Genomic DNA, 13,121 nt, shown 5'->3' on the forward strand with positions numbered 1-13,121 from the left:
GGCTTGCTCAGCCATCAGCCAGCCAGTCTTGCGCTCGATCCCCGACAGAAGACCGTCGATGAACGCACCGCAACCCTGCATCATGTGGCTACGGGGCTAGTGCCATCATACGAGCGGGCCCGTATTCCAAATCTCGATAACTGTTACCACCGCAGCGACCCCGCGCCATTCGCTTCCCTTATCAGCCTCAGGCCAAGCTTCAGCACACTACCGTCGCGCCGCCGCATCAAGAACTCGAGTTCGGCTCAGGAAAGCCAAACACCTCGGAATCGATGAAGCGGCGCACAACGTTGCCCACCAGACGGCTCACGTTGTTGTCATAACTATTGTGTGACAGAGCACCCGCCCAGGCGATCGACCCTGCACTGAACACAGCCCCGCCGCCAACCGTCTCGTAGAAGACGAGATCCGATTTCACCTGCGGGCAGAGGTTGCCGGTCGTGCCCATGAAATTGAACAGCATTTCTTCGACTACCAGAACATGGGCCTCAGTCATCGTGTCGGATGAAGCGAGGACGAGCGCATGCACGGGAGAGCCTATTTCAGGATTGTAGGAATCCACCTCCATGCCTGCCGCGCCTCCTCCGATCAGGCCGAAGTCACCGATCTTCTCGTCCCCTATCCCTTCGAATATGAAGGCGGCCCGAGCGTCGTAACTTCCGGGCTTGCGTAAGTAGTGGGCGGATTCATCGAAACCTTGCGCGATGAAGCCCACGCCGCAGATCGCATTCGGCGCCCGGTTCCCCTGCCGCCGCCACATGCCGCCGTATTCCCCGGTGAAGCTATGATAATATTCGCCCGTCGGCGGCTCCCAGGCGCGGCTGCCGCCTTCGGCCCGCCTCACCTCCATGATGCCATCGATCTCATCGTGGAAGGCAACGCGCCAATAGAATCCATTGCCTCCCATGTAAATAAGCCGTCCGCCGGTATGGATGAAATCGTAAAGCGCGTCCCACATGCGAGCTGAATAGTATTCCGGATGCGTGCTCGTCATGACCGCCGAATATTGCTGCAACAGCCCGAGCCCCTCCCTGTGGAGGTCTTCGTCGGTTGCAACGTCAAATTCGAAGCCTTGTGCCTCCAGCCAATCGGTGATGTGGGTGTCGGCATTGAACTGCCACAGATTTGACGGCCTCGCACCGTGGTTGGACTCAATGTAAGGCTGCATGTTCAGGACCGGACGAAGGCGCGACGAATAGTAGACGCCGCTGCCATCGGAGTGCAGGTCATACATCGAGTGGCCATATTCGCGGTGCTCGTTGAGAAACACCTGATGCGGATGCAGCACGGTGGCGCGGTTGAGGTGCAACTCCACCAGCGCCGAGTTCGTGCCGAAATGCTCGTTCGCATAGGCCATGTAGGTGGCCAGCGGGAACAGATAGAGCAGCCTGGATTTTCTCGCCTCAGGCGCGGCGCGAACCACGCACACGACGAACTGCGTCTGTTCCTCCGCCGTCAGTTCGATACCATAGATGCCGCTGCGCAGGTCGGTCGGAACCGTCCAGGAAAAATCAACCTGCCAGCCGGCGTCGTAGACATCGTCGTCATGAAAATGGATCGCGCCCCAATACTGCGGCGCCTGACGCCAGTCATTCGTGTCGAGCGGCAGCCGATGCCCAACGACGGCGCGCGTCGGCATGTTGACCACTGAACCATGCAGGCCGCTAAGGGAAACATCGGTCAGTTTGGTTGAGGAGATGTCCCTGGAAAAATCCCAGCACGCAACAGGGCCGCTCATTCCCTCCATCGTTGCGCGCGAGGCATGAATGTCCTTGAGTTCGTCTGTGGAGAGCGCGCCGCGCAGGATCGCGGGGGCTTCGATCTTGCCGTTGAAACAGGCCCTTCCGATCGGCCGTTCGCGCTCGAAGCGCTCAAGAAAAGCGGCAAACAAGAGCGGTGTTTCGGGGCAGGCAGCACATTGGAAACCACGCGAAGGCATCGTTTCGACGATCTGCCGCTGCCCGCTGTAGGGATCGACTGGCGTCTGAACGAGTATCGCTTGGTCGCGCGAAATCGACACTGCAACCTTATACCATGCTTTGTTCATCAACGGCGTGCGTGCTGCAATCCGCAACTCCTTTCCCGAGCCGTCACCGGCTCTGAAAGCAAGACAACCTTTGTCGTCTACATAGAGAGCAAAACCGGCACCCTTGCTCTCGTCCCATTTGGTGACGATCCCCTGCTCGCCCTGCGAGACAAGCGTGGGTTGGACGATAGCTGTCAGCGTCAGTTCCTCCAGCTCATCCAAAGCCTCGTGCGGGCCGACGATGCCGAAGGAGCCGGCGTGAATAGTCTGAGGCCGCCCCTTGTAAGTCGCTTCGATGTCCGACTTGACCGGATCGAGCTTAACGCCCGGGCCGATAGGATTGTTGTCGCCGTGGATGATGCGAACCACGCGGGCCCTGTAGGAGGGAGCTTCGCAATTCACCATCACGTTAAGCGTCTCGCCGGGGAACAGGCTCACGCGATCCCCATACGCCGTCACTTTCAGCATCTCAGACCCCTGATCTATCCGTCGCGTGACTCGATGCCCGGCAGGAGATCTTGCGGAATCCGAGTCCCGAAATGCCTCTCCCAGCGGCGACGGAAAATCTCGTACTCCGCCTCCACTATGTCGTGGAACACCACGTTGCTATGTACAGTCATCGGCTTCTTACGACCGTTCATCTGGGCAAGAACCCATTCTTTGTGGGGCTTTGTGCAGAGAAGGACGTATTTGCCTTCCACCGGCTCGCTGCGCATGATGTTGATGCGCTGCTGAAGAAAGGGAGAATGCTGGCCGACGGGTTTTCTGCGGAACTCCTCAATGGCGGCGATTTCTTCCGCAGTCAGTTCGCGTTTGGCGCGCTCTTTTTCAGCCATTGCCGTCACTCCTCGACTTGGTTCCACTCGTCCGCTGCCTCAGGCATCGGCGGCCAGAGCAAGGGAGCCGGCCCTCCTTGCAAAAACACTGGTGTCGGGAAGGTGGCACGCAGCGGAACCCTTGCCGTCCCGATCCGTGAGAAGAGGATCCGTCGACCGGCAGATGTCCATGGCGAAGGGGCAGCGCGTGCGAAAGCTGCAACCCGGAGGAATTTCGATCGGACTCGGCGGCTCGCCCTCAAGAAGATAGTTCTGGGGCTTGAACCGGCGCTCCTCAATCGCCGGGACGGCGCTCAGCAGCGCACGCGTGTAGGGATGGCTGGGGTCGAAGAAAATCTTGTGATTGGCTGCCAGCTCCATGATCCGCCCGAGATACATGACTGCAATGCGGTCGCACACGCGGCGCACCAGACTCAGATCATGCGAAATATAGATATAAGTAATACCCCTGCGTGCCTGAAGATCGCCGAAGAGCTCGACCAGTCGCAATTGTTCCACTTGATCGAGCGCTGAAAGCGTCTCATCGAGGATGAGCAGCTCAGGCTCCAGCACGAGCGCACGCGCGATGTTGACCCGTTGACGTTGGCCGGCGCTGAGGCCCACCGGAAGGCTATCGTGGATATCGGCCGACAACCCCACCTCCGCCATTGTCGCACGTACCTTCGCCGCGATCTGCGCGGAGTTGAGGCCGCCATGGATATGCAGCGGCTCGGCGATCGTGCGGCCGATGGTGAAATGCGGGGGGATGGCGCTGAACGGATCCTGTAAGAGCAACTGAAACCTTCGCCTGAGACCCAGAAGCTGCGATCTTCCCATGTGCGCGAGGTCCTGACCGAGAAATTCGATCCGTCCATGATCGGGCGGCTCGACGCAGCTCAGAAGCCGCGACAAGGTCGATTTTCCGCAGCCGGATTCCCCAATAATGCCGAGGTTCTCGCCGCGGAAAACGTCGAAGGACACGCCTCTGACCGCCTGGACATGCTGGCGACCAAACAGCGTATTGCGGTCGCGGGTCGAATAGGTCTTGACCACATCCTTGACGGAAAGCACGACCGCCTGGCGGTCTACAGGGGCCGCAGGCGGATATCGCTCGGCATCCTCGCTCCAGATCCTCGGCATCTCGCGGATGAGCCGCTTGGTGTAGTCGTGGACTGGTTGGGCAATGAGGGCGTCCTTCGACTGCTGCTCGACGACCTTGCCTTCCGCCAGTACCAGTACACGATCGGCGATTTCGTTGACGATGCCCAAGGAGCTGGAGATGAAGGCAACGGCCGTCCTGAAGTCGCGTCGCAGTTCTCTCAGGAGCCGCAGGATCTGCGCGGCGACCGTGACGTCGAGCGGCTGGGTGATATTGTCCGCTACCAGAAGCGCCGGACTGGTAACGAGCGCGTCGACGATCATCAGGCGCTGCATCATGCCGCCGCTGAACTGGAACGGGAACTCGGCGAAACGCTTTGTGCTGGACGGCATACGTACCGCGTCGAGCATCTGCAGTACGCGGGCACGCGCCGCCGATTCCGAGATGCCGGGTTCGACCGATTTGAGCTTCTCGACGATCTGCGCTCCGACCGACAGTGTCGGGTCGAGCGCGCTTCCGGGGTCGGAACCGATATATGCGATCTCGCGGCCGCGCAGCCTTTGCATCTCAGTCGCGTCGAGGCTCGCAAGGTCACGGCCGCGGAAGCGTATCGCTCCGCTGGAGATCGCAAGCGGGGGGCGAAGCCAGTTGACGAGAGCGCGCGAAAGAACTGTCTTTCCCGATCCGCTCTGGCCGATGATCCCTACTACCTCCTCGGTATGAAGCTCGAAGGACACGTCATGAAGCAATCGGCGTGGCACGCGCTGGTTCAGCGTCACCGAAAGATGCGACACTTCAACAATCTTGGCTGCTTCGCTCATTGCTGCCCCCGCAAAAGCTGATTGCGGGCGCGCTCCATGGCGCCACCCATGAGGTTGATGCTGCATAGGCAAAGCGCCAGCAACAGGCCGGGCACGGTCGTGATCCACCATGCATTGAGGAGGTATTTGGTGCCGTCGGCGATGATCGTCCCGAAGGTGGGGGTCGGCGGCTGAATGCCGATGCCGATGAAGCCGAAGATGGCTTCAAAGATCATCATACGCGCGACGTCAAGGATCGCGACGAAGGCCACCGGCGGCAGGATGTTCGGAGCGATGTGGCGAAGCATGATTCTGATATCCGAGGCCCCAAGGATCGCGGCGGCGCGGACGTATTCCTTGCGTCGCTCCGAGATCGCAACGCTTCGAACGACGCGCGCATAAGACGGCCAGCCAGCGAGCACCAGAACGAAAATGATGCTCGCCGGCGTCGGCCGTGACACACCGAGAATGGTGATCGCCAGAATGATCACGGGGACAGCCATCTGAACGTCGGTCAGCCGCATCAGCACCAGATCGACCCATTTGCCGAAATAGCCGGCCACCATGCCTACGGTGGCGCCAACCGCGAATATCCCGGCGACACTCACGACGCCGATCATCAGGGCGTTGCGCAGACCGATGAGGGAGCGAGCCAGAAGATCGCGACCCAACTGGTCGGTGCCGAACAGGTGCTTCCAGGTGCCGCCGTCGAAAACCGCAGGAGGCGTGAACTTGCTCACGATATCCATCTTGGTCGGCGAAAGCCCCAACATGGTTGGTGCCAATAGAGAGGCAAGGACCAGGATGGCCATCACTATAGCGCCGATGCGGAAGTCCATGGCCCTGGCGGCGATCGCGAGCATCTGGACGCTGACGCCGCGCGCCTTTGCCGTAGGTGTTTTCTCTGGAATGTTTTGCGCCACGACCGTGCTCATCAATATTGCAGCCTTCTGTCGATATTAGTCGCGGTGAAATCGACGGCGATGTTCACGCAAACCAGAACTGTGCTGCACAGCATCGCTATGGCTTGAATGATCGGAAAATCACGCTGGAACACTGCGTTTATCATCAGCAGCCCAACGCCGGGATAATTGAAGATGTACTCGACGACAAACAGGCTGCCGAGCAGCATTCCCACGATCTGAATCCCAAAAAGATTGAGTAGTGGGATTGCCGAGTTGCGGAAGACGTGATGGGTGATCATGCGCCAGCGTGGAATGCCGCGCACTTCGCCGACCGTGACATAGCCGTCCTGTAGATTGTTAGCGACCGAAACGGCAATCGATCGGATCATTACCGGCGCCAGCTCGATCGCCAACACGATTGCCGGAAGAATGGCGTACGCAGGCCCCTTATATCCGATGGCGGGCAGCCATCCAGTCTTGGCCGAGAGAAACAAGATCAGCACGATGCCTAGCCAGACGTTGGGCAGCGACACCAGGATGGAGCTGGAATACAACGACAGCCGGTCCGGCCATCGACCTGAATACAGGCCCGCGGCGATGCCGACAGGAAACGACACAAGTACGGCGAACAGGACAGCCACAGCACCCAGTAACAGGCTATAGGGAAGCGTGTTGGCGATCAGCTCGGCCACGGGAGCTCGGTTCTCTGTGTCGAAGGTGTTGCCGCCGCGCGAACCACCCGTGCTGCCGCCTTGCGCATTGCGGATGAACGAGCGGCCGAGCTCACCGTGGAGAACGTTGCCGATATAGCGCCCGAACTGCACCAGTATCGGATCGCGCAGACCGAGCTTCTGAGCGGTCTCCTCCATGACCGAAGGTGCGACCATGGGACCCAACATGATGCGAACTGGATCACCGGGAACCACCCGCAGAAGCGTGAAGATCAGCAGCGTGACCAGGACAACGATGACGAGCCCTTGTGTTATCCGGCGCAGAAGGAAGTTGAGCGCGAATATCATTGATGGCACTCCGTTGCGTTTTCGATCAGCTCATGCTTGCGCCGAAACGGCAGGTCCGGCCAATTTTCGCCGGACCTGCCGTGACAATGAGCGGCCGACTGCTCAGACAAGATCGGCGTTGCGAAGATCAAGCGGGCCATTTGGGAGGAAATAAACCCCCTGGAGCTTCTTGCTCATTGCATGGAAATTGACCGCGGCAAACAGCGAGAAGCTCGGAACCTTCTTCGCCAGCAGCGGGAAGGTCTCAGTCTGCAGGATCTTTTCGCGCTCCTTCGGATCGGCCGTGTTGCGCTCTTTGTCGAGCGAGGCATTGATTTCCGGGTCATTCACCCCGTTGATAAGCGCTGCTGAAGAATGGAAGTTCGGCCGCAGTACGAGGTCAGGCTCAGGCGAGCCTGTGAGCCACCCCACATCCACCAGATGTCCAGGGCCCTGACCGTCCTTCGAACGATAGATCGCCTGCTCCCAGGCGGCAGGTTCAAGGACCGTCAGCTTCACGTTGAAGCCCTGATCCTGGAGCATGGCTGTGATGAGCTCGCCATATTCCTTCGTCTTGGCATAGAAGCCGACAGAGGTGATGTATTCCAGTTCGGGCAGGCCCTGCCCTTTCGGGAATCCTGCCTCAGCCAGCAACTTCTGCGTTTCTTCGGGATTATAGTCGGGATAGTCCGGCACGTCGACATAGCCGAATTTCATCGGCGAGACGTAGCAGCTCGATGCGACGCCGGCGTCCCCCATGAGAGCAAGGATCTGCGACCGGTCGATCGCGTGACAAACAGCGCGGCGCAGGCGTTCGTCGCTGAATGGCGGCTTGTTGCACCGGAAGTGAAGATATTTGTTCTCGGTCGAAAGCCCGCGATAGGTCGCCAAATCGGCGTGTGAGCTGAGCGAAGCGTACTGCTCCGGTTCGAGGCGCTCGGCAAGGTGATACTCGCCGTTGAGCAGGCCCAGCACGCGCGTGTTGGCGTCCGGCACGTAATTGTGGAGGATTTCGTCGATCTTGGGACGACCGCCATAATAGTCATCGAAGGCCGCCAGCGTGTTGCGGTCGCCATCGGTGGAGACGTGCCTGAATGGACCGGTGCCGTTCGGGCGCTTCTGCAGAGCGCTCGGATCGGCGACATCCTTGGCCGAAAGGATCGGAAGGAAGCTTGCAACGAACCAGAAAGCCGACGCGGGATAGCCGTATTTGCCTGTCTTGAGTTGGATTTTGTGCGTGTCGAGGATTTCAACGTCGACGCGTCCCGGATACCAGGCGGCCGCGGGGCGCTTGGGATCGGAGGCATATTCGAAAGTGGCCTTCACGTCCTCAGCGGCGAAGGGCTTGCCGTCGTGAAACTTCACATCCTTCCTGAGCTCGAACTCCAAGGTGCCTGGATCGATAAGCTTCCAACTCGTGGCGAGGTCCGGTAACACTTCAGTCGGGTTATCCTCCTTCATGGGACAGCTGGTCAGGCGCCCGAAAATCAGCGCCTCCACGTTGAGCTGACCGATGGTCGTATGAGACGTCGGATCCCAGTTGCCCGTAACCGGGCCCATCGACGCCAGCTTGAGCGACTTCTTGTCGGCGGCGCGTGCCTGCCTAAACCCAATCGGATCAATACAACCGAAGCTCGCGGCCGCCGACAAGGCCACGGCGGTTTTGAGCACATCTCTACGGTTCGTCATTTCGTTCTCCTCCCGTTGCTCCCTGCCCGCAACAAGGGGAACCACCGAGCTGCAGGTCATGCACGAACGGTAGAGCAGCAATGCCCGTTCAGTCAAGCCACTTTTTGTGCACGCTCTATTCCGCAATGAACAATTCGACGCCGTGATAGCGAATTGCCTCCATGATTGACTCTGAGGGCATCCGATCGGTCACAATCCTGTCTACGGCCTCGAACTGACAAACCTGCGCCATTCCCACGCAGTCAAACTTCGAGTGATCTGCAAGTATGGTGAGCTTCTGTGCCTGGGCGATCATGGCGCGAGCCACCATCGCCTCCTCCACGTCGAAATCCATGAGACCAAGGCTGCTATCGATCGCGCCGATGGTCAGCACGGCATGATCCGCCCTGAACCGCGTTACCTGTTCCAGGGTAATGGAGCCGACCACCTCTTTGGTGTCCGCATGGCATTCGCCGCCCAGCAGATAGACCTTGCTCCGGCTGCCGCCCTCTTGAACCTTGAGCGCCACCCCGATGGAGTTGGTCACCACGGTACAGCGGACTGCCCCAGCCAGCGCCGCGGCGAAAAATTCCGTCGTTGTACCGGCATCGATCATCACAGTCTCATTGTCTTCGAACAATGCGGCAGCTCGCCTGGCTATCCTTTCCTTCGGGTAGGCATTCTCCGTCAACCGCTGAACGAACGGCGCTTCGACGGACAGTTTCGACTTCTGCGCCCCGCCATGCACGCGGCGCAAAAGGCCGGCGGAATCAAGTTGGGCTAGGTCTCGTCGGACAGTCTCTCGAGACACTTCGAAACGCTGCGCCAACTCCTCTACCTTCAACTCGCCCGCCGTATGAGCCAGCTCCAGCATTGCAGCTCGTCTTTGATCCGGTTCCATTCACTGTCCTCATTCGGTTTTCAAGCGCGGGCTACCATCGAGGCAAGCCGGCCAGTTGTGCTTCTATCTCATCGGCCCATTAATCTCTCCAGGCAAACAGCAGCAACAAACGGAATTCCGAACTCGACAAGGGGCTTGCCTGACCGACGGACCTACGCTACTAATGACCGAACGGTCATCAGAAGTCAAAGTTTTGCATCTTAATTGAATGTTCGGTAACAAAACAACATCCGATATGGACGCGCCGAACAACCCCGTGTCGGCCATTGCCGGACATAAGTTCGACGTGGCGGTCATCGGCGGCGGCGTTGTCGGACTTGCCATACTCCGCCATTTTTCGATGGCGGGGCTGAAATGCGTATTGCTCGAACGCGGCGCCGACATTTTGTCGGGCGCTTCAAAGGGCAACAGTGCGCTGCTCCACACCGGATTTGACGCGCCGTCGGGAAGTCTCGAGCTTGCATGCATCAAGGCAGGCTATGCTGAGTATCTCGACATCCACGAGAAGCTCAACCTTCCATTAGTGAGGAGTTCGGCCCTTGTCGTGGGCTGGTCCGATGAAGAGTGCTCGAAGCTCTGCCGCATAGTGGGCAGGGCGCACGAGAATGGGATCGGCGACGTACGCCTTGTGGGCCGGGCTGAACTCATCAAGCTTGAACCCGCGCTGTCGACGGCGGCGCGGGAAGCCGTACTGGTTCCCGGCGAGCACATCATCGATCCATGGTCGGCGCCTTTGGCTTATGCGCACCAGGCGATCGCCCATGGTGCGGCAATTCTGCGTGCTGCGGAGGTGACCGGCGGAGAGCGGATTCCGGAGGGCTGGCTGCTGCAATGCGCCACTGGAACGGTTGAGGCGCGAATCGTGGTCAATGCCGCCGGAAACTTCGGCGATCTGGTCGAGAAGATAGCAAGGCCGCCGCCTTTCCGGATCACACCGCGAAAGGGCCAGTTCGTCGTTTTTGACAAGCCGGCATCGAAGTTTGTCAACGCGATTATCCTGCCTGTGCCTACGGAGCGCACCAAGGGTGTTGTGCTTTTCCGTACCTGCTTCGGCAACCTGGCGATCGGCCCGACTGCCGAGGATGTGGAGGAGCGCGAGGTCGCGACAACCGATTCCGTAACCTTGGAGCGGCTCAAGGCCCGCGCCATCGAAATGGTGCCTGACCTGGCGAACGTCGGCGTGAACGCTACCTATGCCGGCCTGAGACCTGCCAGTCAGTTCAAGGATTATGTGATAGAGGCATTGTCAGACAGCAACTGGATAACGGTGGCCGGCATCAGATCCACCGGCCTCACGGCGTCCCTGGGGATAGCCCGCCACGTAGGGCGGCTTTACGCCGAGCACTTCGGCGAGTTGCCGAATGAGGGGGAACCAATCTGGACGCCAGTGCTCAATTTAACAGAGGGGCGTCGTCGGCCCTATATGGATGGTGGGCAGATCGTCTGCCACTGCGAGTGGGTTACGCGCGACGAGATCGAGGGTGCGCTCGAAGGCCCGCTGCCGGCCGAGGACCTCGGCGGCCTTAAAAGGCGCACGCGCGCTATGATGGGTCGCTGCCAGGGGTTCAACTGCTCAGCCCATATCGAAGCCATCATACGGGAGAAGCAGCGTGGAGCGGCGTGACGTCGTCATCGTCGGAGGCGGTCCGGCCGGTCTAGCGGCGGCGCGTCGTCTTGCCGATCTCGGCGTTGTATCCGTGACAGTACTTGAACGCGAGCAGGAGGCCGGCGGCATTCCCCGCCATTGCGGTCACGCCGGCTTCGGCTGGGAGAGCCACCGCCGTATCTGGACCGGACCGGAGTATGCTGCGGCGCTACGCCGCGACGTCGAGGGGCTCGATGTCCGCACCGGCCATACGGTTTTGGGTATAGGCGATGGTGTGTTGCGGGTCCAGAACCGCGACGGGATAGTCGAAATCGCCGCCAAGCAAATCCTGCTTGCCACCGGCACTCGGGAGACGCCGCGGTCGGCCCGACTGATCGGAGGATCCCGACCTAAGAGCGTGATGAACACTGGTGCCCTCCAGGCGCATGTCTATATGCATAACTACAAGCCCTTCGGGCGTCCGCTAATCGTCGGCACCGAGTTGGTATCGTTCTCCGCCATTCTCACCTGCCGTCATGTGGGCATCAGGCCGGTGGCTATGATCGAGGAGAATGCAAGCACCACGGCACCTTGGCCGGGCGATCTCGTGGCTCGCCTGGTCTTTGGCGTGCCGGTGTGGACGCACTCACGCCTTCTAACTATCGAAGGCCGTGAGCAAGTCGAGGCGGTAGAGATCTTACGCGGTGGCCGGCGGATGCGGATTGCCTGCGACGGTGTGATCGTAACCGGACTGTTCGTGCCCGAGACGTCGCTACTGGTGACATCGCCGGAGGTGGTGCTCGCCGGAAACGTTCATGGCGCGGTCAAAACCTCGGGACGGTGCTGGCGCGAAGGCTCGGTCGCGGCTCAGAAGATCGCATGGAGCCTCAAATGAAGGTCGTCGCCGTCGATCAGGGTACAACGGGTACCAAGTCCTACACGCTGTCCGATGATGGGCAGTTCGTGGCTGTCACGGGCTTCGAGCACCGTCAGGTCTATCCACAGGCCGGCTGGGTGGAGCACGATCCAGAAGAACTGCTGCGCCATGTGACGGATGCGATCGCCGCCGCTGGGCAAGTCGACGCTATAGGCATCGCTAACCAAGGCGAGACGATCATTGCCTGGGACGCGGCGACAGGTCGACCGATCCACAACGCTATCGTGTGGCAAGACAACCGAACCAACGCATTCACGGCGCAGCTCAAATCGGAGGGTGCCGAGGAGTTGACGCTGAGGGTGGCCGGTCTTCCGCTCGATCCTTATTTCTCAGCATCGAAGCTTCGGTGGATTATCGACCATGTGCCGGTCGCCCAGGAACTTCTGAGAGCCAATAGGCTGCGGCTTGGAACGTCCGAGTCGTTTCTCATATCGCGCCTGACCGGCACGTTCGCAACGGACGTTACGACCGCCTCGCGAACCAGCCTTATGTCACTTGCTACGTTGCAATGGGACGAAGGACTCTGCACGCTCTTCGGCGTTCCGGCCTCCTGCCTGCCGGAAATTCGAGCCACGGCTGGTCCGTTCGGCGAACACCAAGGCATCCCAGTCGCGGCAAGCGTGGTCGACCAGCAGGCCGCACTCTTCGGCCATGGTTGTGCCAAGCCCGGCGATACCAAGATCACTTTCGGCACCGGCGCCTTTGCCCTGTCTGTCGCCGGGCCCAACCGTGTCGACGGCAGCCGCTTTGGGATCTTGCCGACCATAGCATGGAAGATCTCGCAGTCCTCGCCGTGTTTCGCGGTGGAGGGTGGCGTCTACAACGCTGCGTCGGCGGTAAACTGGGCAAGGGGTCTCGGTCTCTTTTCGTCGTACGAGGAGATAAGAGGCTTTGACGCTGAGCCCGCCATTCTGCGCGATCTGGCCTTTGTCCCTGCCCTTTCAGGCCTAGGATGCCCGCACTGGGACCGCAGGGCGTCGGGCATGTGGATTGGCCTCGGCCTCGACACCACCAGGGCGGATATGATGCAAAGCCTGATCGAGGGGGTGGCGCTTCGCACGGCCGAGGTAATTGAGGCCATGAATGGGCTGGTATCAATCGGGGAGAGCATATCCGTGGACGGTGGCATGGCGAGGAACGCCTACCTTCTGCGGGTGCTGGCCGACGTGACGGCGAAGACGGTTTCGGTGCCATCCTCAAAGGATCTGACCGCGCTCGGCACTGCCCGCATGGCGATGCTGGGCTCGGGCGTCGAAAGACTGCCGCCCCTGCCGCAACCGGACCTCACCCTCACGCCCTCTGGGTCATACGGTCCGGCCGCGCGTGAGCGCTTTGCTCAGGCTCTGATGCGCGCTCGTGGTTGGAAGTAGGGAAGTGGGAACCGTGT

General features: G+C 60.2%; 10 protein-coding genes. 3 read left to right on the top strand and 7 right to left on the bottom strand.

Annotated features, from left to right (window positions below):
• Window positions 1-226: 226 nt before the first annotated feature.
• The 7 genes from FJ546_RS21650 to FJ546_RS21680 all read right to left on the bottom strand — a co-directional run bounded on the left by FJ546_RS21650 (window position 227) and on the right by FJ546_RS21680 (window position 9,212).
• The gene (locus FJ546_RS21650) at window positions 227-2,494 is read right to left on the bottom strand and encodes a N,N-dimethylformamidase beta subunit family domain-containing protein (protein ID WP_140891200.1); all 2,268 of its coding nucleotides are present in this window, start codon (window positions 2,492-2,494) and stop codon (window positions 227-229) included.
• Window positions 2,495-2,508: 14 nt separating this feature from the next.
• Window positions 2,509-2,862, bottom strand: coding sequence for an ABC transporter permease (locus tag FJ546_RS21655; protein ID WP_140891201.1), 354 nt, complete (start codon window positions 2,860-2,862; stop codon window positions 2,509-2,511).
• A 39-nt stretch (window positions 2,863-2,901) separates the two neighbouring features.
• Window positions 2,902-4,761, bottom strand: coding sequence for an ABC transporter ATP-binding protein (locus FJ546_RS21660; RefSeq protein ID WP_140891202.1), 1,860 nt, complete (start codon window positions 4,759-4,761; stop codon window positions 2,902-2,904).
• Window positions 4,758-5,675 (bottom strand): ABC transporter permease, encoded by a 918-nt coding sequence (locus tag FJ546_RS21665; RefSeq protein WP_140891203.1) that lies wholly within the window; start codon window positions 5,673-5,675, stop codon window positions 4,758-4,760. The genes FJ546_RS21660 and FJ546_RS21665 overlap by 4 nt, the downstream gene beginning before the upstream one ends.
• A complete protein-coding gene (locus tag FJ546_RS21670) occupies window positions 5,675-6,661 on the bottom strand; it encodes an ABC transporter permease (RefSeq protein ID WP_181168046.1) in 987 nt (328 codons plus the stop codon). The genes FJ546_RS21665 and FJ546_RS21670 overlap by 1 nt, the downstream gene beginning before the upstream one ends.
• Before the next feature lie 105 nt (window positions 6,662-6,766).
• The gene (locus FJ546_RS21675; RefSeq protein WP_140891205.1) at window positions 6,767-8,332 is read right to left on the bottom strand and encodes an ABC transporter substrate-binding protein; all 1,566 of its coding nucleotides are present in this window, start codon (window positions 8,330-8,332) and stop codon (window positions 6,767-6,769) included.
• 115 nt (window positions 8,333-8,447) lie between these two features.
• A complete protein-coding gene (locus FJ546_RS21680) occupies window positions 8,448-9,212 on the bottom strand; it encodes a DeoR/GlpR family DNA-binding transcription regulator (RefSeq protein WP_140891206.1) in 765 nt (254 codons plus the stop codon).
• A 208-nt stretch (window positions 9,213-9,420) separates the two neighbouring features.
• On the opposite strand from FJ546_RS21680, the gene FJ546_RS21685 reads away from it, so the two are divergent.
• The 3 genes from FJ546_RS21685 to FJ546_RS21695 are packed head-to-tail and all read left to right on the top strand — an operon-like array spanning window position 9,421 to window position 13,104.
• Window positions 9,421-10,836, top strand: coding sequence for an NAD(P)/FAD-dependent oxidoreductase (locus FJ546_RS21685; RefSeq protein WP_246686911.1), 1,416 nt, complete (start codon window positions 9,421-9,423; stop codon window positions 10,834-10,836).
• Window positions 10,823-11,692 carry an FAD-dependent oxidoreductase gene (locus FJ546_RS21690; RefSeq protein ID WP_181168031.1) on the top strand — a complete coding sequence of 290 codons (870 nt, stop codon included), beginning with the start codon at window positions 10,823-10,825 and terminating at the stop codon, window positions 11,690-11,692. Before FJ546_RS21685 ends, FJ546_RS21690 begins: the two co-directional genes overlap by 14 nt.
• On the top strand, window positions 11,689-13,104 hold the full coding sequence (locus FJ546_RS21695) for an FGGY family carbohydrate kinase (protein WP_140891208.1): 1,416 nt from the start codon (window positions 11,689-11,691) through the stop codon (window positions 13,102-13,104). Before FJ546_RS21690 ends, FJ546_RS21695 begins: the two co-directional genes overlap by 4 nt.
• Window positions 13,105-13,121 lie beyond the last annotated feature (17 nt).

Origin of the sequence: Mesorhizobium sp. B2-4-19 (genome assembly GCF_006441315.1) — a bacterium.
Lineage (GTDB): Bacteria > Pseudomonadota > Alphaproteobacteria > Rhizobiales > Rhizobiaceae > Mesorhizobium.